The following is a 25,727-nucleotide window of genomic DNA, read 5'->3' on the forward strand; positions in this document are numbered from 1 at the left end:
GCGCGGTCAGGCCAGGCCTTCGGCCTTGAGTGCAGCCTGCACATCGGCATCGGCCAGCATGCGTTGCACGAACGCCTGCAGCGCATTCAATCCATCCAGATTCACCGCAACTTTCTGCGCCCACAGCAAGGTGACGAACAAATACGCATCGGCACCGGTGTGGCTGTCGCTGGCGAGCCAGGTGCGGCCTTGCAGATGCGCATCGACGCGCTCGTACAGCGTGCGCAATTTGCTGCGCGCATCGTCCTGGCTGCGCGCAATCAGCGCCGGGTCCTGCAGATACGCGGTGCTGCCGAAGATCGGCTTGAAGGTGGGGTGCACGTCGGCATTGACGAAGGCGATCCACCGATTGATCTCGGCACGGCTGCGCGCGGTGCCATCGCCGGATAGGCCGGTGAGTGGTGCGATGTCGGCGATGTAATTGAGAATGGCTGCATTCTGGGTCAGTGCCCAATCGTCGACCATCAGCAATGGCACCGAGCCTGCCGGATTCAGACGCAGATACTCTGGAGATTTCATCGTTGCCGCATCGACCACACTCAGGTCGAACGGCAGCCCCGACCAACGCAACACGATGTGATCTGCCAGCGAACAAGCGCCGGGCTTGGTATACAGCTTCATGGACGATCCACGCGGGAATGAAGACCCAAGCTTAGCGGGCAGACGATGCCGTGTGGAGCGCGCAGCGGGAATTGGGCTTCAGCAGGGCGCCGCTCATTGGCCCATGGCTCGCTCGCGCTGGTGTCGCGCCGATATGAACGGCATCACCGAACTGGCAGCGCGCACGTGGCGGCTCCGGCCTGGTCAGGCTCTTCTTTGCAATCTGTCCGGGCGCGGGAAGCGAGTCGGTGCCTGATAAGGCTTGCTGCCGCGCCGGTCGATCGCCATGCGTGCAGTGTGTCCGTTGTATGCGACGCATGAGCGTCTTGAGATAGGCGCTTGAAACACGTCAAACGCAGCGGCACTGCGTCTCGATGATCAACGATCCCAGCGACGTATGACGCTCAGAGGTACCGCGCCAGTCCGCGCTTAGGACGCGTTGCGCGGGCGCAGCGATTGCACGCGATAGAACGTGTGGTCGCCGATGGTGGCCACCTGATAGGCATTACGCCAGCTGGGGCTCGCAATTGCGCTTGCGGCAAAGTGGCTGGCGCCCGGCACGATCTCCTTGCGTTGGCCAACCGGCAATGCCCAGTTGCGCTGCGCCGCCAGTGCCACGCCCAATGCCTTGTTCCAGGCATCGTCGTTCTTCAGCTGCGTGCCTGGCGCGACGATCGTCGGCGCGAACTGCTTGCGTGCAGTGACCACCTGACACATCGAGTCGCCCCACAAACCACTATCCAGGCGACGCAATGCAACTTCTGCAACGGCCTGCTGGCCACGCAAGGTCTGGTCGCGCGCTTCCAGATAGACGGTCGTGCTCAAACACAGCGAATCTGCGGCTGGCTGCGGCAACACATGCGACAGCCAGAGTATCCAAACAAGTTTCATAGAACTCCTTGCTCCGTATGGGCCGGTCCGCAGAGCATCCAATGTGGATGCACCAGTGCAGAAGGCTTGGCGTCATGGGGAGGCGACCTGCCACCGGTCGCCAAATGCTTCGGCGAAAGACCATCTGCCGAAGGCGCCCACCAAATGCGGTGGGTCAAAAAGTTGGCGCAAGGTAGGCGTCGATCACACAATCGCGGCTGAATGAGAGGGGTTGACGATTGCAACTGCCCGCAGCGCATGGCGCTGCGCACCCGCGTCGCGTGCATCGCAACATCGCATCTGCGTCGCATGGTTGCAGCGACTGTTGTGTTGCCTGGATTCTTAGCCACATCGCGCACGCTGCGGCATTGCGCGTTGGTTTGGGAAGATCGCCTGGCGGCCAAAAAAGCACCCTCCGCATAAGCGAATTTTTCTTACACGCGCTCGTCACGTGTTGTTGTGTTGTCCAGTGGAGTTGCGCAATTGGGTTTCGTACATCGACCACGGATGCGCGAGAAAAAAGAGCGTTGCGGTGACGCCAGCGATGGCGGACGTGCCATGTGTCCGAGATACATCGTCGTGCTGCAGTCTTGGCGATTTAACCATCATCTTGGATGCGTACAGATGCGCGGTCTCGACGCATCTTGCTGATAACGCCATCGGAAGCAGCACAGACGCCATCCGTTGCAGAGAAAGCTATCTGCCCTTACGACGCGATCTCCGTCACTGCATGACGTTCGGAGGATGCGTGACCATGTTTCGACAGCTTGTCGATCATTCGGTGCGCCAGGGGTGCGCCCTACCGCGTTGCGATGCGTTCCGAGGTCGCCTGCTTATGCGCGCAAGAGCACGAAGATGCTCAAGTGCAGAAGTGCCAGGCACATAAGTTTCAAAACGAATGGACGCCAAAGCGAAGGAGGCGATGAGGCGCCAGGTGCTGCAGTCAGTGCAGCATGCACTGTCGGCATCGCGTGCATGCAGCTTTCGAAAATCTTTATCCAAGTGACAAAGCGTGCGGTGTATTCGCATCCCATAACCGCGTTGATGCTCTCGCAGTAACTGCGAATCGACAGCGCAAGAAACAAGCATCGACCCGAGCGCGTTTCAGGTGCGCGAAGTGCCCACCCGTCTACCAGGCAGGTGCTTGTCGAAAATGCGCTGCGGGGCAGGCACGCAATATGGCAGGCGGCAGTGCGCGCGGTGACGATGCATGCGGCACTTATCGCCGAGCCGCACGACAAAAAGAGGGAATGGGCGTCGCAGACCGCCACATCCGCGTGCATGTCGGCGTCGGTAACGCCGCATGCACGTCAGCAGTGCAGCTAGGACGCGAACACAACGACGGCGTCGTGGTGACGCCGTCTTCGAAAACCCGTTACAAGATCGCGGCCAGCCGACTTGCCTGGTTGATCGCGCGCTTGGCATCCAGTTCGGCCGCCACGTCCGCGCCACCGATCAAATGCGGCTGCTGGCCATTGGCCTGCAGCGCAGCCAGCAACTCGCGACGCGGCTCCTGCCCGGCGCACACCACCACCGTACCGACATCCAGCAGCTGTTCGCTGCCTTCCACGCGAACGCGCAGGCCGGCATCGTCCACGCCCAGATATTCCACGCCGCCGAGCATCTTGACGCCCTTGGCCTTGAGCGTCGCGCGGTGGATCCAGCCGGTGGTCTTGCCCAGGCGTGCACCAGGCTTGCCGGGGCTGCGCTGCAACAGCCAGACCTGGCGGGCGGCGCGCTCGGGTTGCGGTTTGGTCAACGCACCGCGCGCTTCGAAGTTCGGGTCTACGCCCCATTCGGCCATCCAGCGCTGCGGATCCAGCGCAGGCGATTGGCCGGTGTGCACCAGAAACTCACCGACATCAAAGCCAATGCCGCCGGCACCGATGATCGCCACCTTGTCGGCGGCCACGTGGCGGCCCAGCACCACGTCGAGATAGCTCACCACCATCGGATGATCGGCACCGGGGAAATCCACCTTGCGCGGCTCGATGCCGGTTGCCAGCACGACTTCGTCAAAGTCTTTCAGATCGGCCGCCTGTACCGGGGTGTTCAGACGCAGCTGCACGCCGGTCGCTTCGATGCGATGGCCGAAGTAACGCAAGGTCTCGTTGAATTCTTCCTTGCCCGGAATGCGCCTGGCGACATTGAATTGCCCCCCGATCGCATCGCTAGCATCGAACAAGGTCACCCGGTGCCCGCGTTCTGCCGCCACCGTCGCGCAGGCCAGACCGGCCGGGCCGGCCCCGACCACGGCGATGCGCTTGGGCGTGGCAGTCGGGGTGTAGTTGAGTTCGGTCTCGTGTGCGGCACGTGGGTTGACCAGGCAGCTGGCCAGCTTGTTGTCGAAAACATGATCCAGGCAGGCCTGATTACAGGCGATACACGTATTGATGGTGTGCGACTGCCCGGCGCGCGCTTTATTGGTCCACTGCGGGTCGGCCAGCAGCGGCCGCGCCAGCGACACCATGTCTGCGGCACCGTCGGCCAGGATGCCCTCGGCCACCTCCGGCATGTTGATGCGGTTGGTGGCCACCACCGGAATGCGCAGATGCGGCTTGAGCTTGGCGGTGACCCCGACAAACGCGGCGCGCGGCACCGAGGTGGCGATGGTGGGAATGCGCGCTTCGTGCCAGCCGATACCGGAATTGATGATGGTCGCGCCGGCCGCTTCGATCGCCTGTGCCTGCGCCAGGATTTCCTGCCATTGGTTGCCGTCTTCGACCAGATCCACCAGCGACAGCCGGTAGATGATGATGAAGTCCGGCCCGCAGGCCTCGCGGATGCGCCGCACGATCTCCACCGCAAAGCGCATGCGCTTGCTGGCATCGCCGCCCCAGGCATCGCTGCGCCGATTGGTGCGCGCGGCGGTGAATTCGTTGATCAGATAGCCTTCCGAGCCCATGACCTCGACGCCGTCGTAGCCTGCCTCGCGCGTCAGCCGCGCGGCACGCGCATACGCGGCGATCTGCCGGTCGACCGCGCCGGCCGACAACGCACGCGGAGTGAACGGGTTGATCGGTGCCTTGAGCCTGGACGGCGCAACCGACAGCGGGTGGTACGCATAGCGCCCGGCGTGCAGCAGCTGCAGGCAGATCTTGGCGCCGTGTTCGTGGACTGCGCGGGTGACCTGGCGATGCGGGCGTACTTCCCACGGCCACGATAACTTGCCGCCGAATGGCTTGAGCCAGCCCACCAAATTGGGCGAAAACCCACCGGTCACGATCAGGCCCACGCCACCGGCGGCGCGCTCGGCGAAATACGCCGCCAACTTGGGGAAGTCGCGCGCACGGTCTTCCAGGCCCGTGTGCATCGAGCCCATCAGGACCCGATTACGCAATTGCGTGAAGCCCAGATCGAGCGGGGTGAACAGGTGCGGGAAAGACAAGGCGGAGGGGCCGGTGGCGGGCGACATGATGTGGATACGCTGGCGTACGGATTGCGCACGATGCCGGCAAACCGGTCTGGCGGCAAGTCCTGGTGCATGCAGCGGCGCGCCGATGCTGCAGACGCCCGTTCGGCACCACGCCTGTGCTGCCGTCCGCACAGGCGCGCCCCGATGCGCAGGCGCCTTTCGCACCAGGGCATCGGGGCAGCGACCTTGGCCCGCCGGCCGCCTTACCAGCCGGCCAGCACCAGCTTGCCGATCGTGCTGCCGCTTTCCAGGCGACGATGCGCCTCGCGCAGCTGCTGCGCATTGATCGGCGACAGCGTCTCGGTATGCGTGGTGCGCAGTTCGCCGGCATCGATCAGGCTGGCTGCCCGGTTGAGGATACGGTGCTGCTCGACCATGTCCTCGGTCGCGTAGCGCGCGCGCGTGAACATCAACTCCCAATGGATGCCGATGCACTTGGATTTGTAGGGGTCGCCGATCGACAACGGCCCGCGCGGCTCCACGATCAGGCCCACATGGCCCTGCGGCGCCAGCACTTCGCCCAGTGGCTGCCAGTAGCGGTCGGTGTCGGCCAGATTGAGCGCCGCGTCCACCGTGTCCAGTCCCAGCGCCTGCAGTTGCGGCTGCAGCGGTTGGTGATGATCGATCACGTGATGCGCGCCCATTTGGCGAACCCACTCGATGCTCTCCGGGCGCGAGGCGGTGGCAATCACCGTGAATCCGGCATGCCGCGCCAGCTGGATCGCGATGGAGCCCACGCCACCAGCGCCGCCGATGATCAGCAGATGCCTGCCGCGATTGCGTGCACCGTCGAACGAAAAGGGCATGCGCTGGAACAGCAGCTCCCATGCCGTCAGGGTGGTCAGCGGCAACGCGGCCGCCTGCGCGAAGCTGAGCGAGGTCGGTTTGCATCCGGCAATGCGGGCGTCCACCAGCTGGTACTGCGCATTGCTGCCCGGCCGCCCGATATCGCCGGCGTAGTAGACCTCGTCGCCGACCGCAAAGGCGGTGACCTCCGGGCCGACCGCCTCGATCACCCCGGCGGCGTCGTAACCCAGGATCTTCGGCGCGTGCAGCGGTTGCGGCTTGGGCGCGCGCACCTTCGTATCGACCGGGTTCACCGAGATCGCTTCCACCCGCACCAATAAGTCATACCCCGACGGCGCCGCAGGTGTCGGAAGTTCCATATCAAGCAGCGATTCGGGATCGTCGATCGGAAGATGGCGGGTGAGGGCGACAGCTTTCATTGGAGCGCTCCAGAGCGGGAGGTTCAGGGTGCGTTGTGGAGCAAGTCGCCCGCAACCACCGACCCCACAATTCAGCTCGGACGGGGCCTGGCGTTCACCAATGTAGTTTTCGAGGCCGCCTGGAACGCTAAAAACCAGTCAGCCTGAAAGCGTATTCAAGTGACTTAATTGGGCTGCGGTTCATGCAGGTGCGTTATCCGAATTGGGCGCACGGTCCTTTCCTTCATGAAGCTGTATACGTAGTATTGATTGGCGTTGCGGGACCCGGTGATTGCTTTCACATGTTATATGACCGTTAACGCGATCTTCACCGAGGCCGGCTTAATCTGCGCCCCGATGGCTCTGGATGTGACGAGCATCTTTACCAAGCACAACGCCTCTATCGGTTTTATCTCCCAAAGAAGGAGCTGTATAAATGAACAAGAAAATTCTCACTGCCGCGTTGCTCGGCGGTCTGGCAGTTGCCCAGGCTGCTTCCGCGCAGGAGTTCGACGACCGTTGGTACCTGACCGGTAGCGCTGGCTTCAACTTCCAGGACAGCGATCGCCTGACCAATGATGCCCCGTTCGTCACCCTGGGTCTGGGCAAGTTCGTCAGCCCGAACTGGTCGATCGACGGTGAGCTGAACTATCAGAACCCGAACTTCGATGCCAACCAGGATCTGAACTGGAGCCAGTACGGCATCTCGTTCGACCTGCGTCGCCACTTCATCCAGGAAGGCCGCGGCTGGAACCCCTACCTGCTGTTCGGCCTGGGCTACCAGCGTTCGGAAGAAGAATTCGACGCGACCCCGAACCCGGTTTCGCCGGGCCAGCAGAAGGACGGCAACTTTGCCGCCAAGGCTGGTGTCGGTCTGCAGACCACCTTCGACAAGCGCGTCGCCGTGCGTGCCGAGTTGGCCTACCGCGCTGACTTCAACGACCAGAGCGTCGCCGCTCCGCGCGAAGACTGGTTCGGTGACGTGCTGGCTTCGGTCGGCGTCGTGATCCCGTTGGGACCGGCTCCGTCGACCGCTCCGCCGCCGGCTCCGGCTCCGGTTGCTCCGAGCTGCGCCGATCTGGATGACGACGGTGACGGCGTCAACAACTGCGACGACAAGTGCCCGAACTCGCAGCCTGGCCAGACCATCGGTCCGGACGGTTGCCCGGTTCCTGTCTCGATCGACCTGAAGGGCGTGAACTTCGACTTCAACAAGTCGACCCTGCGTCCGGATGCCGTCTCGATCCTGAGCGAAGCGACCGAAATCCTGAAGCGTTACCCCGACCTGAAGGTCGAGGTTGCCGGTCACACCGACTCGAAGGGTACCGACGCGTACAACCAGAAGCTGTCCGAGCGTCGTGCGACCACCGTGTACGACTACCTGACCAAGAACGGCGTCGATGCGTCGCGTCTGGTCGGCCCGATCGGCTACGGCGAGAGCCGTCCGATTGCTCCGAACACCAACCCGGATGGTTCGGACAATCCGGAAGGTCGTGCGAAGAACCGTCGTACCGAGCTGAACGTCCAGAACTAATTGGACCGCTAGCTTTGCTGCATACAAAACCCGGCCTTGCGCCGGGTTTTGTCTATGCAGGCCCTGGAAAAGCGCGCTCAGGCGCTGCCGATCCTGTCTGTGTTGCCATCCAGGCACGGTTCCTGTTGAAACAGCGTTCATCGCTGCCTACACTCGCCGCGTCAATACCACACTCATACTTGGAAGAACCCGATGCTGCGTACCGCTACGGCAGGACTGCTCTGTCTCGCTCTGATCCCCGCCGCCTACGCCGCTCCGAACTGCGCCGGCAGCATGGTGTCCCAGCCACTGCCGTTGCCCGCCACCGTGGTTGCACCGGCGGCTGCCGAGTTCTACACCCGCAGCGTGCAGCTGGGCATGCCCACTGGCGTGCTGGCACAGCCCTATAGCAGCGACCAGTCGGTGGATCGCGTGCTGCTGCGCCTGCGCGTGGAAGGCTGCCAGGATCTGGCCAAGGTCATTCCGCCTGGCGGCACCGTCAACCCGAACGACCCGGCGGCCTACAAGGCGACCACCGCGTTCGACAACACCCCGTGGCGCTTCGACATGAGCCAGAACGGCAAGCGCATGACGGCAGAAGAATTCGATGCCTGGATGAAGGCCCGCGGTGTGCGCGTGGTCAAGGCACGCCCGGCCGCTGGCGCGGCACCTGCCGCGGCAGCGCCCGCAGCACCTGCAGCCGACGCCAAGTCGGTCGAAAACAAGTAAGCCCTGCGGTCGGGACGGCATGCCCCGGCGACCTGCGCCGGCAACGTCCCGGCAGCGTCAGCGTGGTCCGGGAGCGGCCGGTGCAGTGCGCACGTCCGCTGCCGCATCCGCCAATGCCGCGCCACGCCATGGGCTGGCGCGTGTGCTGTCCAAGCTTGGTGTGTGTTCGCGCACCGAGGCAGCGCGCTGGATTGCCGATGGCCGCGTCAGCGTGTCGGCGCGTGTGGTGCGCGACCCAGAATTTCCGATCCGCGGCGATCAGCAATCGTCCATCACTGTCGATGGGCAGCCGCTCGCGGGGCCGGCGCGTTGCTATCTGATGCTCAACAAGCCGCGTGGCGTGGTCACCACCGTGCGCGACGAGCAGGGCAGGGACACTGTCTACCGTTGCTTCGATGGCGCCGGCCTACCGTGGATCGCGCCGGTGGGGCGCCTGGACAAGGCCAGCGAAGGCCTGCTGCTTTTCAGCAACGACCCCCAATGGGCGGCGACGGTGACCGACCCGGCGAGAGGGCCGGACAAGACGTACCACGTGCAGATCGATTGCCGCCCCAGTGCCGCGCAACTGGCGCAGCTGCAGGCCGGTGTGGCAGATGCCGACCCTGAGGGCGAGGGTGTGCTGTTGCGTGCCAAACAGGTCAGCGTGCTGCGCGAAGGCGAGCGCAATGCCTGGCTGGAAATCGTGCTGGACGAAGGCCGTAATCGGCAGATCCGCCGGCTGTTGGCCGCAGTCGATATCGGCGTACTGCGGCTGGTGCGGGTGGCGATCGGCCCGCTGGCGATGGGGGAGCTCGGCAAAGGCGCGTGGCGGATGCTGAGCGCCGAGGAAGTCAGGGCGTTGGTGCCGGCGGCGCGCGCCAGCGCGCCAGACGCGCGCTGAGCAGGGCGCTCACCACTTCGTAAGCGCGTGCGTCGCCGGCGCCGTTGGCATCGTGGCGGCGACCCTTGGCGTGATTGCAGCCGGCACAGGCCAGCGCCAGATTGCGCGCATCGTTGGCATCGCCGCCCACCAGCGCGCACAGCGCCGCCGCCGCGCGACGACCGAACCAGGCCTGCGGCACCACGTGTTCCAGCGTGGTGTGGCCAAGCGGTTCGCCGTCGGCGCGCACTTGCAGATGCCGACGGCAATGCAGGCAGCGTGTCTCCCAATGACCGTCGCGCAGCTGCGCCTGCGCATCGGTCTGCGCCGCCAGCAGCAGCCGTTGGCGCAGCACCGTGCGCATGCTCAGGCGTCGATGACCTTGAGTTCGCGCCCGATCTTGATGAACGCTTCGATCGCTTGATCCAGGTGCTCGCGCGTATGCGCTGCGCTGATCTGGGTGCGAATGCGCGCCTGGCCTTTCGGAACCACCGGGAAGAAAAAGCCGATGGCGTAGATGCCTTCTTCCAGCAAGCGCTCGGCGAATTTTTGCGCCAGCGGTGCGTCGTACAGCATCACCGGGCTGATCGGATGCACGCCCGGCTTGACGTCGAAACCGGCGGCGGTCATGCGGGCGCGGAAATAGGTGGTGTTTTCGACCAGCTGCGTGCGCAGCTCGCCCGCGGCATCCAGCATGTCGAAGGCCTTGATGCCGGCAGCCACCACGTGCGGCGGCAATGAATTGGAGAACAGGTAGGGGCGCGAACGCTGGCGCAGCAACTCGATCACTTCGCGCTTTGCGGTGGTGAAGCCGCCGAGTGCGCCGCCCATGGCCTTGCCCAGGGTGCCGGTGAAAATATCGATCTGATCCAGGACGCCCTTGACTTCGGCCGAGCCGCGGCCGGTGGCGCCGAGGAAGCCGGTGGCGTGGCATTCGTCGATATGCACCAGCGCGTTGTACTTGCGGGCCAGGGCAGTGATTTCGTCGAGCGGGGCGATGAAGCCGTCCATCGAGAACACGCCGTCGCTGGTGATCAGCTTGGTCTTGCAACCGGCGGCGTCGGCGGCCTGCAGCTGCGCCTCCAGATCGGCCATGTCGCAGTTGGCGTAGCGGAAGCGCTTGGCCTTGCACAGGCGCACACCATCGATGATGGAGGCATGGTTGAGCGCGTCGGAAATGATGGCGTCGTGCTCGCCCAGCAGCGGTTCGAACAGGCCGCCATTGGCATCGAAACAGGCCGCGTAGAGGATGGTGTCTTCGGTGCCGAAGAACTCGGCGATGCTGCGTTCCAGTTGCTTGTGCAGGTCCTGGGTGCCGCAGATGAAGCGTACCGAGGCCATGCCGAAGCCGTGGCTGTCCAGCGCGTCCTTGGCGGCCTGGATGATGTCCGGGTGGTCGGCCAGGCCCAGATAGTTGTTGGCACAGAAGTTCAGCACGCGGCGGCCATCGGCCAGGGTGATCTCGGCCGACTGCGGACCGGTGATGATGCGCTCGGACTTGAACAGGCCTTGGGCCTGGATGGCATCCAGTTCGGCGGCGTAATGGGCAGTCAGCGCGGCGGGAGCGGTGGTCATGGCGGTCGCAGTGGCAGAAAGAAGCGCAATTTTAACGATCACGGTGGCATACCACTACGTCATGCAAAATCGGCATAAGAGGCGGCGCTGATGTCATTTCACCGCCTGCGTGCCGCTGCGCAGCATGGCATGCTTGCTGTTCAGCTGTGCTCAACCGGCCAGGAGATCGTCGTGACATACCCCCGTTTCCGTTTTGCCTCCCTTCTTTGCGCCTTGCTGGTCCTGGCCGGGCCGGCTGGCGCGCGCGAGATCGGGCTGCTCAACGTGAGCTACGACCCCACCCGCGAGTTCTACCGTGACTACAACGCCGCCTTCGCCGCGCAGTGGAAACAGCAGCACCCGCAGGACACGGTGACCGTGGAAACCTCGCACGGCGGCTCTGGCAAGCAGGCGCGCGCGGTGATCGATGGCATCGAGGCCGACGTGGTGACCCTGGCGCTGGCCTACGACGTGGATGCCATCGCGCAGAAGGCCAAGCTGATCGATGCCGATTGGGAAAAGCGCCTGCCCGACAACAGTGCGCCGTATACCTCGACCATCGTGTTCCTGGTGCGCAAGGGCAACCCGAAGAACATCCACGACTGGCCGGACCTGCTGCGGTCTGGCGTGGCGGTGGTGACGCCTAACCCGAAGACCTCCGGAGGCGCGCGCTGGAACTATCTGGCCGCCTGGGCGTATGCCGACCACATCTTCAAGGGCGACCGCCAGCGCATCCTGCGCTACATGCAGGCGCTGTTCCGCAACGTGCCGGTGCTGGATACCGGCGCACGCGGTGCCACCACGACGTTCGTGCAGCGCGGCATCGGCGATGTGCTGCTGGCCTGGGAAAACGAAGCGCTGCTGGCGCGCGAGGAACTGGGCAAGGACAAGTTCGAGATCGTGGTGCCGAAGTTGTCGATCCTGGCCGAGCCGTCGGTGGCGCTGGTGGACAAGAACGTCGACAAGCATGGCACCCGCGAGGTGGCCGAAGCCTACCTGCGCGATCTGTATGCGCCTGAAGGGCAGAAGCTGGCAGCCAAGCATTTCTATCGCCCGCGGCATCCCGAATTTGCCGACCCGGCCGACATGGCGCGGTTTCCGGACATCAAGCTGGTGACCATCCAGCAGGCGTTCGGCTCATGGGAGAAGGCGCAGCAGGAGCACTTCGCCGACGGTGGCGTGTTCGACCAGATCCAGGCCAACAAGTAGGCGATGTCGATGTCGGTTGCACCCCACCCAGCGCCGTCATCGCGCCGACGCGTGATGCCGGGGCTGGGCCTGAGTCTGGGCATCACCCTGACCTGGCTTGGCCTGATCGTGTTGATCCCGCTGCTGGGCATCTTCATCAAGACCAGCGGTCTGGGCTGGGAGGGCCTGTGGCGTGTATGGAGCGAGCCGCGCGTGCTGTCGGCGCTGCGGGTGAGCTTCGGCACCGCGTTTGCGGCCGGTGCCTTCAACGCGGTGATGGGCACCTGGGTGGCCTGGGTCTTCGTGCGTTACAGGTTCCCGGGCAAGCGCTTTTTCGATGCGGTGATCGATCTGCCGTTCGCGTTGCCCACCGCGGTGGCCGGCATTGCGCTGACCGCGCTGTACGGCGGCAACGGGTGGGTGGGGCGCTGGCTGGAGGCGATCGGGATCAAGGTGGCTTACACGCAGCTGGGCATCGTGCTGGCGTTGGTTTTTGTGGGCCTGCCTTTCGTGGTGCGGGTGGTGCAGCCGGTACTGGCAGAGAGCGATCGTGAAATGGAGGCTGCCGCCGCCACGTTGGGCGCCTCGCGCTGGCAGACGGTATGGCGGGTGGTGCTGCCGGGGCTGTGGCCAGCGGTCCTGACCGGGTTTGCGCTGGCATTTGCGCGCGGCGTGGGGGAGTACGGCTCGGTGATCTTCATTGCCGGCAACCTGCCCAATTCCACCGAGATCGCCCCGCTGCTGATCACCATCCGGCTGGAAGAATTCGACTACGCCGGCGCCACTGCCATTGCCGCGGCCATGTTGTTGCTGTCGTTCGTGATCTTGCTGGTGGTCAATACGCTGCAGGCACGGCTGCTGCGCTATCAACGGAGGCCCGTATGAACGATGCCGTTTCATCGCTGCCTTCCATGTTGCCTACCCACGCCATGACCAAGCAGGCGCGCCGCATCAGCGATTCGGCCACCAATGAGCCGCGCTGGGTGCAATGGCTGATGATCCTGGGGGCCGTGCTCTTTCTGCTGGCGTTCTTGCTGCTGCCGCTGGTGCTGGTGTTCGCCGAGGCATTGCGTGGCGGTTGGGAAACCTTCCTGCGTGCGGTGGTCGACCCGGACGCGTTGTCGGCGATCAAGCTGACCTTGCTGGTGACGGCGATCGTGCTGCCGTTGAATCTGGTATTCGGCGTGGCCGCGGCGTGGGCCATCAGCAAGCATCAGTTCTGGGGCAAACGTCTGCTGGTCAGCCTGATCGACCTGCCGTTTTCGGTGTCGCCGGTGGTGGCGGGCTTGATCTTCGTACTCATCTTCGGCCGCAGCGGCTGGGCCTGGCCGCTGATCGACGAAGGCTGGCATGTGCAGCTGCCGGTGCTGGGCGAGTTGGTGATTCAGCTGCCGCGGATCGTGTTCGCGTTGCCGGGCATCGTGCTGGCGACCACGTTCGTGACATTCCCCTTCATCGCGCGCGAACTGATGCCGCTGATGGAGCAGCAGGGCAGCGACGAGGAACTGGCGGCACTAAGCCTGGGCGCGAACGGCTGGCAGATGTTCTGGCGGGTGACGTTGCCCAATATCCGTTGGGGCCTGCTGTACGGCGTGCTGCTGTGCGCGGCGCGCGCGATGGGCGAATTCGGTGCGGTGTCGGTGGTGTCCGGGCATATCCGTGGACGCACCAATACGCTGCCGCTGCATGTGGAAATTCTCTACAACGAATATGCCTACAGCGCCGCATTTGCCTGCGCGTCGCTGCTGGCATTGACCGCGCTGCTGACGTTGGCGCTGAAGACGTATCTGGAATGGCGACACGGCGATTCGCTGGCCGCCAACCACCGCCATTGAGGTGACCATGGGCATCCGCATTCACCGCCTGCGCAAGCAGTTCGAGACCTTTACCGCGCTGGACGACATCAATCTGGAAGTGCGCCAGGGCGAGTTGCTGGCCTTGCTTGGGCCCTCCGGCTCGGGCAAGACCACGCTGCTGCGGATCATGGCCGGGCTGGAGCATGCCGATGGCGGCCAGGTGCTGTTCGGCGATGAAGATGCCACCCGCATGAGCGTGCAATCGCGCCGGGTCGGCTTCGTGTTCCAGCACTACGCATTGTTCAAGCATATGGACGTGTTCGAGAACATCGCGTTCGGCTTGCGCGTGCGCCGCGGCAACGCGCGTTGGGCCGAAGCACGCATCCGTGCGCGCGTGGAGGAACTGCTGGCGCTGGTGCAGCTGCAGGGCCTGGAACAGCGTTATCCCACCCAGCTCTCCGGCGGCCAGCGGCAGCGCGTGGCGCTGGCGCGCGCGCTGGCGATCGAGCCGCGCGTGCTGTTGCTGGACGAGCCATTCGGGGCGCTGGATGCGCAGGTGCGCCGCGACCTGCGCCGTTGGCTGCGCGAGTTGCACGAACGTACCGGCCTGACCACCGTCTTCGTCACCCATGACCAGGAAGAAGCCCTGGAACTGGCCGACCGCGTGGCCATCCTCAACCGCGGCCGCATCGAGCAACTCGACACGCCGGCCATGATCTACGACAAGCCGGCCTCGCCATTCGTGTATTCGTTCGTGGGTGCGGTGAACCGTATCCCCGGGGTGCTGGCGCAGGGGCAGATCCAGGTGGCTGGGCACGCACTTCCCCTGCCCAATGCCGCGCTGGCTGCAGGGCCGGTGGAGGTATATGTGCGGCCGGAAGATCTGGTGCCCGACGAGGCGGGCTGGCCGGCGACGGTGGCGTGGTCGCAGCGCAGCGGCCCACGCCTGCGGCTGCGCGCAACGCTGGAACCGGCGGGCAACGAAGTGGAGGTGGAACTGCCGGCCTCTGCCGGTAGCTTTCAGCCAGGGCAGCAAGTGCGCTTGGCAGCACGGCAGTACGGGATATTTCCCGCGTAAGCGGGCGCCGGCTGAGATCGCAGGGCGCGGGAATGGATGAGCGAGGCGCGTTTCGCCTTTGCTGCGACCAATTCCCACCGCCCGATTTCAACCCCGAACATCAAGATTCGGCGCAAGCGGTCGATGACATCGACACCTGATTCGCGCATGGGCTCTTGAGTGTGTGCGCTGGATCAAGCGAACGCGACTTTCATGTTGCGCTGCAATGACAGTTGGACTAATAAGTCCTTGCAGCCTCGCTTCGCGCCATCCCACCGTTCATCGCTCCAGGAGATGCCCATGAAGTCGTCCCCGCTCGCTTGTTGTCTTTCGTTACTCCTGTTGGGCGTTGCACCGCTTGCGCAGGCGCAGGACGAAGATGCGTCTACATCGCCGTTCAGTGGCACCTTCGCGGTGACCAGCGATTACCTGTTCCGCGGTATTTCGCAGACAAATGAAGAGCCTGCGTTTCAGGCCGGTTTGACCTACAAGACGCCATTCGGGTTGTACCTGGGGACCTGGTCGTCCAACGTCGATTTCGGCGCCGGCGACCCGGATTGGGAAGTGGATGGTTTCGTCGGCTACAACACCGACCTGGGCACCCACTGGAACTTCGACGTCATGATCAACCGTTACCAGTATCTGGGAGCGGGCGCATCCAACTACGCCGAGTTGATCACCAAGACCACGTTCCTGAAGACCTATAGCGTGACGGTCGCCTATACCGACGATCTGTACGGCAGCAAGACCGATGGCTATTACTACGCCTTCGATGCCAACTGGACGTTGCCGTACAACTTTACGCTCGGCGCGCACGCAGGTCACAGCGTCTACACCTCGTCGCTGAGTCAGGTGGACCACGACTACAACGATTTCGGCGTCAACGTCGGCAAGACGTTCGGCCCGCTGGGTTTGAGCGTGGGTTATTACGACACCAGCAAAGCCGCCGAATTCGGCTTCGGTCGTCAGAATTCGCAGAACCATCTGGTGGCAACGGCGACCGTCACCTGGCCGTGATGGCGACTGATTGAAGCGACTCTGACAACGTGCAGAGTCGTCGTCATGCGGGAAGCGTCGGCGCACTGGGTTGTCTGCCTCTGCGTCCAAACCAGGTCAAGACTCGTGGCTTGGCTGGTTCGATTCTTGAATGACTGCAGCTTGTGGATCGATCACGTGTGGAGCTGCCGATCGGCGGACCGTCTGCAGGGTCCTTGCCCGCCCACCATCGCGCAGCACGCGGCACGTGCGTCCGTGCAAGCTCCGTGGCGTTGTCCATGCCGCCACGGGTCCCGCGACGGTGAGCGGGCAAGGACCAGTTGAGCTGGTCGGTGCGTCGAGTTCCAAGGAGGCATTCAGTAGACGATCTGCCGCGGTGTGTTCGTTCTTCAATGAATCCACCACCAACTATCCGGCGCGGTGTCCTTGCCGATTGCGGGACCGTTGGCGGCATGGATGCCGCCATCGCGCCTACATGGACGTACTTGCGGCGTGTCCCGCGAGCGGCGAGGGCACCGCGCAATCGGCCCACTAGGCGTTTATCCAGACCCTAGCCGACCCCGCGTTGCTTGAGACGCTTCGCCAGCTCCTGAAAATCGCTCGCAGCATTTGTCAGCAAGCGCATGTCTTAAAAACGCAAAAGGCGCCTCGCGGCGCCTTTCGCAGATCTGCAGTGTCAGCCGATCAATTCCAGCTCAGCACGACCTTGCCGGCCTTGCCTTCTTCCATCAGGTCGAAGCCCTTCTGGAAATCGTCGATCGGCAGCTGATGGGTCAGCACCTTGTGCAGCGGAAAACCCGACAGCACCAGCTGCGTCATCTTGTACCAGGTCTCGTACATCTTGCGGCCGTAGATGCCCTGCACGGTGAGGCCCTTGAAGATGATCTTGTCCCAGTCGCAACCGGCGCCACGCGGCATGATGCCGAGCATGGCGATCTTGCCGCCGTGGTACATGCAATCGAGCATATCGTTGAACGCACCTGGGTTGCCGCTCATTTCCAGGCCCACGTCGAAGCCTTCCATGTGCAGGTCGGCCATGACGTCCTTGAGCGAGGTCTTGGAGACGTTGACCACGCGCGTGGCCCCCATGTCGGCAGCCAGCTTGAGGCGGAAATCGTTGACGTCGGTGACCACCACATTGCGCGCACCGATGTGCTTGCAGATGCCGGCGGCAATGATGCCGATCGGGCCGGCGCCGGTGATCAGCACGTCCTCGCCGATGACGTCGAATTCCAGCGCGCAGTGCGCGGCGTTGCCGTAGGGGTCGAAGAACGCGGCAAGCTCGGACGGAATCTGGTCCGGGATCGGCCACAGGTTGCTGGCCGGCATCACCATGTATTCGGCGAAAGCGCCGTTGACGTTGACACCGATCCCGACCGTGTTGGGGCACAGGTGCGGACGGCCGCCACGGCAGTTGCGGCAATGGCCGCACACGATGTGGCCTTCGGCCGACACCCGCTGGCCGACCTGATAGCCGGTCACGGCCGAACCGAGCTCGGCCACGCGGCCGACGAATTCATGACCGATGGTCAAGCCCGGCCTGATCGTGCGCTGGCTCCACTCGTCCCACAGGTAGATGTGCAGGTCGGTGCCGCAAATGGCGGTCTTTTCCAGCTTGATCAGCACCTCGTTGGGGCCGGGCGTCGGCACTGGCACCTGTTCCAGCCAGATGCCCTTGTTCGCTTCGCGCTTGACCAGCGCCTTCATCGTCTGCGCCATCTGGCGGAACCTGCTGAGTGAAAGTAAGCCGGCGATTATAGGCGTCGCGGCCTGTATGCCATGCGGCGGTGCGGGAATGGACGTGATGCCGCCCTGGATCCACGGTGGGGGCAGGGCCGATCCGGCCCGTGCCCGTTGCGACGAAGTTGGCACCTCGGCGCAGGATGAGAGCCACGCTCCAGACCTGCCGCCGCCTGCCAGGGCTAGCGCGTTGGCCAAACGGCAGGCGTGCGTCATCGGCGCCAGCACCGCTCCAATGCTGGTCAGCCGCGCCTAGAACTTCACATCCAGGCTCATGAAGTACTGCCGCGGTGCGCCGACCACCATGGTCTGGTTGTAGCCATCCGGATCGGAGGCGACATAGCCGTTGGTGCCGGTGCTGGCGAAGTAGCGCTTGTCGGTGAGATTGCTGATGTTGAGCGCCAGCGCCACATCGGCCACCCCGCCGACACGGCCGAAGTCGTAACGTGCCCCGGCATTGAACAGCCAGTAGGACGGCACCTGCGAATCGTTGAGGAAGGTGATGTAGCGCTTGTCCACGTACTTGCCGTCCAGATCCAGGCGCAGGTTGCCGATCTGGTAGCTGGCGCTGGAAGAGAACATCAACGCCGGGATGCCCACCACGTCCTTGCCGGAGGTGGCGACCACGCCGTTGTTGAGGTAATCGTCCTGGTAACGCGAGCGATTCCACGACAACGAGTTCAACCAGCTCACTCCTTCGGTCGGGCGCCACATCAGTGCCAGATCCGCGCCGGCGCTGTGCACCGCACCGACGTTGCTCAGGATCGAGGCGCAGGTCTGCACCGCGGTGCACGGCGAGGTGGTCAGCAGGCGGTTGGAGAACTCGGTGAAATAGGCGTCGGCCGAGAGCTGGAACTGCGCATCCTGCACGCGGTAACCCACCTGCACGGTCTGCGATTGTTCCGGTTCCAGCGTGGAGCGGCTGCGGTCGAACGCCGCCTGCGAGGTGGCGAACGGGGTGAAGCCGAACGCCGCGATGTTCTTGCTGTAGGACGCGTACAGGTCTTGGCGTTCGTCGAGCTTGTAGTTGATGCCCACTTGCGGCAGGAAATTATCTTCGGCGCGAATGCGGCCTTGCGCCAGTGCGGTGGTCGGCACCAGCGATTGTGCGCGCGTGGTGGTGCTGAGCGCCTTTGCGCCGTAGTTGAGGGTCAGACGGTCGTCGAGCAAGCGCACGGTGTCCTGTAGATACAGCATGCGGGTCTGGGTGGTGTAGCGCTGCAGGAAGTCGCGACGGAACGGGGTCTGTGCCTCGTATACGTTGTACAGCGAGGTGTAACCTTCGTTACCAAGCGCGAAGTAATTGCGGCCCTGCGTGGTGCGCGCGTTTTCTGCCCATGCGCCCACTTCCAGATCGTGATTGCCCCACGACCATTTCAGTGCGCTGGTCCCGCCGAAGCGATCGAGGCCGTAGTCGGTGGTGCGCATCGACAGCGGCATCTGCGCGGAGGTGGGCACATACGGTGTCACCCATTGCCCTTCGCCACGATTGCCGTGGTAATAGCCGCTGGCATCGAGCGTGGCACCGCCGAAGACAAACGTGCCCGACAAGCCCGCCAGGTTGTCGCGACGCAGTCCGCCGCCGGCGTAATAGCTGGCGTCGAGCCAGCTGTAGTCGCTGGGCAGACCGGCAAGCGATTGCGGGTAGCCGTTGGCCACGCCGCTGGTGGCCCCGGTGTTCTGGTAGGCGCGCGCCATCTGCACGGCAGTGGCCCAATCCGGTTGCAGGTAATCGTAGTCCCAGCCGAGCGCGCGCTGGCTGGTCAACGACAGATCCATGTAGTCGTATTCCTTGCGCCGCGAGGTATCGACGAACAGGCTCAGGCGGTTGCCGTCGCCCCACTGGTACACCGTCTTGAGATTGGCCTGTTCGGATGTCTGATCGCCATAGCCCTTCCATTTGTCGGTGCTGGCATTGGCATACGACAGATACGCCGACAACCCATCGCGATCGCCGGTGTCGGCGCGCACGAAGGTGCGGCGCGTTGCATCGCTGCCCACCGTCTGCACCAACCGTGCGCCAGGCGTGGTCTGCGGGTCGGCCGAGTAGAACTGCATGGTGCCGCCGAGATTGGTGTTGGACGCAGTGCCTAGTGCACCGGCGCCTTGCGCAATTTCCACCGAACCGAGGTTTTCCGAAATGATGGCGCGCGTAATGTGCAGGCCATTGGTCACGCCATAGCTCATGTTGCCCAGTGGAATGCCGTCGAGCGTGTAACCCAGGCGGCTTTGGTCGAAGCCATGCAGGGTCACCTGCGTGGACCATTCGTAGGTGCCGAATGGATCGGCGGACTGGAACTGCACGCCAGGCAGTTTTTCCACTGCCTTGAATGCGCTGCTGCCGGGCGTCAGCTGCTCGATGTCCTGCTGGCTGATACGTTGCACCTGGCGCGTGCTGCCTTGCGACACCACATTGATTGCATCCAGTTGCGTTGCATTGGCGGCGTCGGCCACAGGTGTCGCTGCCTCCGCTGCCGGAGCAACGGCAACCGGCTCAGCCGGCGACGCGGCCTGCGAAACGACGGGAAGCAGCGTTGCCAGGGCAAGCGCCAGCGGTGTGACATGAAAGCGACGAGCGGAAGTCATGGGGGAGTCCTGTTCGGCCACGGCTGAGGGCGGACGCACGGTGCAAAGCCGGCGTTTCGCGACGCAGGGTGTCAACGGCTCATGAAACATTGATGACGATCGCTGTCGCAAAACTGTCGCGCTCGCCCGCTATACGTGTCGTGTCCAACCGCGCTGCGCGGTGAAAAAAGCGCCACTTTTTGCAGGTTCTGCCGCCATGACATCTTCCTCTTCGCGTCGCGATTTCCTCAAGCGCGTCGCTGCGCTCACTGCTGCCGGCGCCTTGCCGTCTTCGATCGGCCGTGCGCTCGCGCTGCCGGCCAACGCGCGGACCGGCACGTTGCGCGATCTCGAACATGTGGTGATCCTGATGCAGGAAAACCGCTCGTTCGATCATTATTTCGGCGCGCTACGTGGCGTGCGTGGCTTTGGCGATCCGCGCGCGCTGCAACTGCGCGATGGCCATCCGGTATGGAGTCAACCCACGTCCGATGGACGACGCTTGCTGCCGTTCGCGTTCGATTCGCAAAATACCTGCGCGCCCTTGATCAAGAGCCTGGATCATTCCTGGAAGGCCGGTCACGGGCAGGAGCCGGCACGCTGGGCCGAATACGATGCGTGGGTGCCGTACAAGGGGGAATTGACGATGGGATACTTCCAGCGTCACGACATCCCGTACTACCACGCGCTGGCCGACGCGTTCACCATCTGCGACGGCTATTACTGCTCGCTGCACGGGCCGACCAATCCCAACCGCATGTATCTGTTCACCGGTACCAGCGGCCCAAGCGTGGGCAACGTCGGCGCGCAGGCGGTGACCAATGCCGACGATGGCAACTGGACCGCCGACATGGCGCGCGACAAGCCCGGCTACGCAGCACTGCAGTGGACCACGTACGCGCAGCGTTTGCAGGCTGCCGGCGTGGACTGGCGCGTGTATCAGGAATACGACAACTTCGGCTGCAACTCGCTGGCGTACTTCTCGCACTACCGCGATCTACGCACCGACGACGAACGGTACCGGCGTGCACGTGCGTGCGTGCCCGGGTCAACCGCGGACAATGCCGCCACCACCCAGGCCGAGCATCTGGTCGCCGCGATCGCTGCCGATGTGCAGGCCAATCGCCTGCCGCAGGTGTCGTGGGTCATCCCGCCCACCGCGTACTGCGAACATCCCGAAGCGCCGCCTGCCTATGGCGAGTCGCTGGTGGCGCGTCTGATCGATGCGCTCACCGCCAATCCCGAGGTGTGGGCCAAGACGGCACTGATCATCAATTACGACGAGAACGACGGCTTCTTCGATCACGTGCCCGCGCCGTTGCCGGCAGTGGACGCACGCATGGGGCGCAGCAATGTCGACACGCGTGGCGAGGTCTACGATGGCGTGCCGATCGGCCTGGGCATTCGCGTGCCGATGCTGGTGATCTCGCCGTGGACACGTGGTGGCTGGGTCAACTCGCAGGTATTCGATCACACCTCGGTCCTGCGTCTGCTGGAACGCCGCTTCGGCGTGGCCGAGCCGAACATCAGCCCATGGCGGCGTGCGGTCAGTGGCGATCTCACCAGCGTGTTCGACTTCCGCAAACCGGACGATTCGGCGTTGAGCGCATTGCCGTCGGTCGAGGACTATCGCGCACGTACCGCTGCCGTGCGCGACAAACCGCTACCGTCGGTGCCTGCCGCCGCAGCGATGCCGCGGCAGGCACCGGGGCAACGGCCAGCGCGCGCATTGCCGTATGCCTTGCAGGTGCATGCACGCGTGCAGGAGGGCGCCCCCGTGCAGTTGCAGTTCGTCAACAGCGGCGCGGCGGCCGCGGCGTTCAACGTCTACAGCAGCGCGGCCAGTGGCGGCCCCTGGTATTACACGGTGCTGCCCGGCACGCAGCTGGAGGATGCGCCGGTTGGGGCCACGCACGCGGGTGCATACGCCTTGCGCGTGCACGGGCCGAATGGCTTCTTGCGCGAGTTCGCCGGGCAGGTGCCAAGTGCCTCTGCGCCATCGGCCGCGCCATGGGTGGAGGCGCGGCAGGAGGGCGACGCCTTGGTGCTGGAAATCGGCAATGCCGGGCAGCGCGCCTGCACCGTGCAGCTGCGTGCGCTGGACTACGCGGACCCAGATGCGCGCACCTTGCCGCTGGCCGCAGGTCAGCGCGAGACCATTCGCCTGGCGCTTGCCGCCAGCGATCACTGGTACGACCTGGTGGTGGAACAGCCGGGCAGCGCTTTCCGCCGCCGGCTGGCCGGGCATCTGGAAACCGGCAGGCCCAGCCGCAGCGACCCCGCGTTCGGCCGCGCCTAGGCGGGCGCCCGGCCGCGGTAGCTGCAGGCGAACCGCGGGCGCCTGCTGCGCGGCACACGTGCGCGCGTGGGGAAAGGGCGCGCGCCGATCCTGTCATCGGCCGTGGGTTTGCCAGCAGACGTTGGCGTTACACTGTAACGACAATAACCCTTGGGGCTGTCGATGCGTCCGAACCTGTTCGCTGTTTCCGTGCTGGCCACGCTGGCTGTCGTTTCGTCTGCACAGGCGGGCGAGGGGATGTGGGTTCCACAACAGCTGCCCGAGATCGCCGGGCCCCTCCAGCAAGCAGGCTTGCGGCTTTCGCCGCAGCAGCTGGCCGACCTGACCGGCGATCCGATGGGCGCCGTGGTCGCCCTGGGTGGTTGCACCGCCAGCTTCGTCTCGCCGCAGGGTCTGGTCGTCACCAACCACCACTGTGCCTATGGCGCGATCCAGCTCAACTCCACCGCGCAAAAGAACCTGATCAAGGACGGGTTCAACGCTGTACGTCCCCCCGACGAGCTCAGCGCAGGTCCCAGTGCGCGTATCTACGTGCTTGATGCCATTACCGACGTCACGGCACCGGCAAGGGCAGCGATGGCCACTGCAGGCGACGATGCGCTCAAGCGCACGCTGGCCCTGGAGGATTTCAGCAAGCAACAGATCGCGTCCTGCGAAGCGCAGCCCGGTTACCGCTGCCAGTTCTTCAGTTTTGCCGGGGGCAACGCCTACCGGTTGTTCAAGAACCTGGAGATCAAGGATGTGCGCCTGGTCTATGCACCGCCCGGCAGCGTGGGCAAGTTCGGCGGCGACATCGACAACTGGATGTGGCCGCGCCACACCGGCGATTTCTCGTTCTATCGCGCCTATGTCGGCAAGGACGGCACGCCTGCTGCCTACGCCAAGGACAATGTGCCCTATCAGCCCAAGCACTTCCTGAAGTTCGCCGACCAGCCGCTGGGCGCTGGCGACTTCGTGATGGTGGCCGGCTATCCGGGCCGCACCAATCGCTACGCGCTGGCTGCCGAATTCGACAACACCGCCAGCTGGACCTACCCGGTGGTCGGCCAGCAATTGAAGGACGTGATCGGCCTGATCGAACAGGCAGGCAAGCAGGATCCCGACATCCAGGTGAAATATGCCAGCACCGTCGCCAGCCTCAATAACTCCGCCAAGAACTTCGACGGGCAACTTGAAGGTTTCAAGCGCATCAATGCGCAGGCCACCAAGCAGGCCGACGAAGCGGCCGTGCTGGCCTGGCTCAAGGGGCGGGGTGCGAGCGGGCGTAATGCGCTTGCCGCGCACGACACCTTGGTCAAGCTGCTCAAGCAGACCCAGGCCACGCAACAGCGCGACTTCGTGCTGCGCCAGTTCGACTCCACCGGCACGGTGGGTGCCGCGGTGACGCTGTACCGGCTGGCGCTGGAGCGTGCCAAGCCCAATGCGCAACGCGAATCCGGGTACCAGGACCGCGACCTGCCGTCGATCGAAGCGACGATGAAGCAGATGGAGCGCCGTTACGTGCCGGCCATGGATCGTCAGCTGCAGCAGTACTGGCTCAGCCAGTACCTGAAGCTGCCGGCCAACCAGCGCATCGCCGCGCTGGACCAGTGGTTGGGCGGTCGCGATGCGGCGGCCGTGCAGGCGGCCGTGGGCAAGCTCGATGGCACGGCGTTGGGGAGCACGCAAGCGCGGCTGACGTGGCTCGCCGCCGACCGGGCCGCCTTCGAAGCCAGCACCGACCCGGCGATCCAGTACGCCGTGGCGGTGACACCGGCCCTGTTGCAGATCGAGCGCGAGGACAAACTGCGTACCGGCGAGCAGCTCAAGGCGCGGCCGGTGTATCTGCAAGCCCTGGCCGACTACAGGAAGAGCCGGGGCGAATCGGTCTATCCGGATACCAACCTGTCGCTGCGCATCACCTTCGGCAACGTCAAGGGCTACGCCCCGAAAGATGGCGTGGCCTACACACCGTTCACCACGCTGGAAGGGGTGGTCGCCAAGGAGACCGGCGCCGATCCGTTCGATTCGCCCAAGGCCCTGCTGGATGCGGTCAAGGCCAAGCGCTACGCCGGGCTGGAGGATAAACGCCTGGGCTCGGTGCCGGTCAATTTCCTGTCTGACCTGGACATCACCGGCGGCAACTCCGGTTCGCCGGTGATGGACGCGCAGGGCAAGCTGGTCGGCCTGGCGTTCGACGGAAATTGGGAGTCGGTGAGCAGCAACTGGATCTTCGACCCGGCAATGACCCGCATGATTGCCGTGGACAGCCGCTATCTGCGCTGGATCATGACCGAGGTCGCTCCGGCGCCACAGCTGTTGAAGGAGCTCCGCGTGCGCTGACGCCGGCGCCGGCGCGGGGGCGGCAGGGGTTATCATGCGGTCCCGTTTTCGCTGCGGCGAGCGGGCCCCTCCCCCAAGGAACTCCCAGCGCATGCGCATCCTGCTTGCTCGTCACGGCGAGACGCCGTGGAACGCCGAAGGCCGTTACCAGGGCCAGATCGATATTCCGCTTTCGCCGGTCGGCGAAGGCCAGGCGCGCGCATTGGGCGAACGGCTGCACACGCTGCAGATCGACCGAGCGGTGGCATCGCCGTTGTCGCGTGCGCAGGCCACTGCCAAGGCCGCGTTGGGCGCGTCGCGTCAAGCGCTGCTGCAGACCGATGCCGATCTGCAGGAAATTGCGCACGGCGAGTGGGAGGGCCTGCTGGCCAGCGAGATCAACGACAAGGATCCCGCACGTCTGCGCGCCTGGCGCGAAGAGCCCGATACCGTGTTGATGCCGGGTGGCGAATCGCTGCGTCAGGTGCTCGATCGCAGTTGGCGCGGCCTGGTGCGTGCCACCGATGGGCTGGGCGCGCACGAAACCTTGCTGGTGGTTGCGCACGATGCGGTCAATCGCGTGATCCTGTGCAAGATCCTGGGCCTGCCGTTGTCCAAGCTATGGAGCTTCCGCCAGGCCCCGACCACGCTGAACCTGCTCGAAGGCGATGACGTGGAGCATCTCGAAGTGGTGCGCCTCAACGACTGTGCGCATCACACACCGTTCTTTGGTGAGGCAAAGCATCGGGCGTTGTAAGGCGAGGCAAGGACGCTGGATCACCAATGACACGCCATGTCGTTGCAGGTGCCAAAATGCCGAACGTCGTTGATACACGCTTGCAGGTTTGGGTGAGTTGGTGGAACAGGCCTCGGTGCGGTTGCGTAGTCAACGCTCCGTGTCGGGGCTGCGTCTTGGGGTGATCGCTAAACGTCCTGGGATGCGCTGGTGACGGCGTTCGCACCATGCGCGATCAACCGAGCTGCGTCGTACTAACCAAGCACGCGCGATACATCCAACACCGACGTGGCGTGCGTTGCGC

The 25,727-nt window shown here is 64.4% G+C and carries 19 protein-coding genes; 11 read left to right on the forward strand and 8 right to left on the reverse strand.

Annotated elements, in window-relative coordinates; translation table 11 throughout:
• Positions 1 to 6: 6 nt before the first annotated feature.
• The 4 genes from ACCQ16_RS04980 to ACCQ16_RS04995 all read right to left on the reverse strand — a co-directional run bounded on the left by ACCQ16_RS04980 (position 7) and on the right by ACCQ16_RS04995 (position 6,111).
• Positions 7 to 621: a glutathione binding-like protein gene (locus tag ACCQ16_RS04980; protein WP_008571654.1), complete on the reverse strand. Its 615-nt coding sequence runs from the start codon at positions 619 to 621 to the stop codon at positions 7 to 9.
• A gap of 408 nt (positions 622 to 1,029) precedes the next feature.
• Positions 1,030 to 1,491, reverse strand: a complete 462-nt coding sequence (locus ACCQ16_RS04985; RefSeq protein ID WP_005915848.1) for a cell wall hydrolase — start codon at positions 1,489 to 1,491, stop codon at positions 1,030 to 1,032.
• 1,354 nt (positions 1,492 to 2,845) lie between these two features.
• A complete protein-coding gene (locus ACCQ16_RS04990; RefSeq protein ID WP_372380219.1) occupies positions 2,846 to 4,885 on the reverse strand; it encodes an oxidoreductase in 2,040 nt (679 codons plus the stop codon).
• A gap of 203 nt (positions 4,886 to 5,088) precedes the next feature.
• On the reverse strand, positions 5,089 to 6,111 hold the full coding sequence (locus ACCQ16_RS04995) for a zinc-binding alcohol dehydrogenase family protein (protein ID WP_014089494.1): 1,023 nt from the start codon (positions 6,109 to 6,111) through the stop codon (positions 5,089 to 5,091).
• Positions 6,112 to 6,526: 415 nt separating this feature from the next.
• Here ACCQ16_RS04995 and ACCQ16_RS05000 point away from each other — a divergent pair, with 415 nt between their 5' ends.
• The 3 genes from ACCQ16_RS05000 (at position 6,527) to ACCQ16_RS05010 (ending at position 9,212) form a co-directional block, all read left to right on the forward strand.
• Positions 6,527 to 7,624: an OmpA family protein gene (locus tag ACCQ16_RS05000; RefSeq protein ID WP_008571649.1), complete on the forward strand. Its 1,098-nt coding sequence runs from the start codon at positions 6,527 to 6,529 to the stop codon at positions 7,622 to 7,624.
• A 192-nt stretch (positions 7,625 to 7,816) separates the two neighbouring features.
• On the forward strand, positions 7,817 to 8,332 hold the full coding sequence (locus tag ACCQ16_RS05005; protein WP_007968908.1) for a hypothetical protein: 516 nt from the start codon (positions 7,817 to 7,819) through the stop codon (positions 8,330 to 8,332).
• Positions 8,333 to 8,351: 19 nt separating this feature from the next.
• On the forward strand, positions 8,352 to 9,212 hold the full coding sequence (locus ACCQ16_RS05010; RefSeq protein WP_014089496.1) for a pseudouridine synthase: 861 nt from the start codon (positions 8,352 to 8,354) through the stop codon (positions 9,210 to 9,212).
• Here the strand turns inward: ACCQ16_RS05010 and ACCQ16_RS05015 are convergent.
• Together ACCQ16_RS05015 and kbl are read right to left on the reverse strand one after the other, a co-directional pair.
• Positions 9,163 to 9,555, reverse strand: a complete 393-nt coding sequence (locus ACCQ16_RS05015) for an HNH endonuclease (protein WP_031421295.1) — start codon at positions 9,553 to 9,555, stop codon at positions 9,163 to 9,165. The genes ACCQ16_RS05010 and ACCQ16_RS05015 overlap by 50 nt on opposite strands.
• Before the next feature lie 2 nt (positions 9,556 to 9,557).
• On the reverse strand, positions 9,558 to 10,766 hold the full coding sequence (gene kbl / locus ACCQ16_RS05020; RefSeq protein WP_031421297.1) for a glycine C-acetyltransferase: 1,209 nt from the start codon (positions 10,764 to 10,766) through the stop codon (positions 9,558 to 9,560).
• A gap of 90 nt (positions 10,767 to 10,856) precedes the next feature.
• Here kbl and ACCQ16_RS05025 point away from each other — a divergent pair, with 90 nt between their 5' ends.
• From ACCQ16_RS05025 to ACCQ16_RS05045, 5 genes are all read left to right on the forward strand, one after another.
• Positions 10,857 to 11,954, forward strand: coding sequence for a sulfate ABC transporter substrate-binding protein (locus ACCQ16_RS05025; RefSeq protein ID WP_014089499.1), 1,098 nt, complete (start codon positions 10,857 to 10,859; stop codon positions 11,952 to 11,954).
• A gap of 3 nt (positions 11,955 to 11,957) precedes the next feature.
• Complete coding sequence (gene cysT / locus ACCQ16_RS05030; protein WP_011346559.1) at positions 11,958 to 12,818, forward strand: sulfate ABC transporter permease subunit CysT; 861 nt, start codon at positions 11,958 to 11,960, stop codon at positions 12,816 to 12,818.
• On the forward strand, positions 12,815 to 13,768 hold the full coding sequence (gene cysW / locus ACCQ16_RS05035) for a sulfate ABC transporter permease subunit CysW (protein WP_011346560.1): 954 nt from the start codon (positions 12,815 to 12,817) through the stop codon (positions 13,766 to 13,768). The genes cysT and cysW overlap by 4 nt, the downstream gene beginning before the upstream one ends.
• 7 nt (positions 13,769 to 13,775) lie before the next feature.
• On the forward strand, positions 13,776 to 14,807 hold the full coding sequence (locus tag ACCQ16_RS05040; protein WP_008571641.1) for a sulfate/molybdate ABC transporter ATP-binding protein: 1,032 nt from the start codon (positions 13,776 to 13,778) through the stop codon (positions 14,805 to 14,807).
• Between the two features lie 279 nt (positions 14,808 to 15,086).
• On the forward strand, positions 15,087 to 15,803 hold the full coding sequence (locus tag ACCQ16_RS05045) for a TorF family putative porin (RefSeq protein WP_372380220.1): 717 nt from the start codon (positions 15,087 to 15,089) through the stop codon (positions 15,801 to 15,803).
• Positions 15,804 to 16,466: 663 nt separating this feature from the next.
• Here ACCQ16_RS05045 and tdh read toward each other — a convergent pair.
• Both tdh and ACCQ16_RS05055 read right to left on the reverse strand, forming a co-directional pair.
• Positions 16,467 to 17,501 carry an L-threonine 3-dehydrogenase gene (tdh, locus tag ACCQ16_RS05050; RefSeq protein ID WP_181388270.1) on the reverse strand — a complete coding sequence of 345 codons (1,035 nt, stop codon included), beginning with the start codon at positions 17,499 to 17,501 and terminating at the stop codon, positions 16,467 to 16,469.
• 273 nt (positions 17,502 to 17,774) lie between these two features.
• On the reverse strand, positions 17,775 to 20,198 hold the full coding sequence (locus ACCQ16_RS05055; protein WP_277573177.1) for a TonB-dependent receptor: 2,424 nt from the start codon (positions 20,196 to 20,198) through the stop codon (positions 17,775 to 17,777).
• A 106-nt stretch (positions 20,199 to 20,304) separates the two neighbouring features.
• Between ACCQ16_RS05055 and ACCQ16_RS05060 the strand changes: the two genes are divergently transcribed.
• The 3 genes from ACCQ16_RS05060 (at position 20,305) to ACCQ16_RS05070 (ending at position 25,444) form a co-directional block, all read left to right on the forward strand.
• Positions 20,305 to 22,386 carry a phosphocholine-specific phospholipase C gene (locus ACCQ16_RS05060; protein WP_277573178.1) on the forward strand — a complete coding sequence of 694 codons (2,082 nt, stop codon included), beginning with the start codon at positions 20,305 to 20,307 and terminating at the stop codon, positions 22,384 to 22,386.
• Positions 22,387 to 22,623: 237 nt separating this feature from the next.
• On the forward strand, positions 22,624 to 24,708 hold the full coding sequence (locus ACCQ16_RS05065; protein WP_372380346.1) for a S46 family peptidase: 2,085 nt from the start codon (positions 22,624 to 22,626) through the stop codon (positions 24,706 to 24,708).
• Between the two features lie 91 nt (positions 24,709 to 24,799).
• A complete protein-coding gene (locus ACCQ16_RS05070) occupies positions 24,800 to 25,444 on the forward strand; it encodes a histidine phosphatase family protein (RefSeq protein ID WP_031421310.1) in 645 nt (214 codons plus the stop codon).
• The last annotated feature ends 283 nt before the right edge of the window (positions 25,445 to 25,727 follow it).

The sequence above is a fragment of the Xanthomonas sp. NCPPB 1062 genome, from assembly GCF_041481705.2.
Taxonomy (GTDB): Bacteria; Pseudomonadota; Gammaproteobacteria; order Xanthomonadales; family Xanthomonadaceae; genus Xanthomonas; species Xanthomonas euvesicatoria.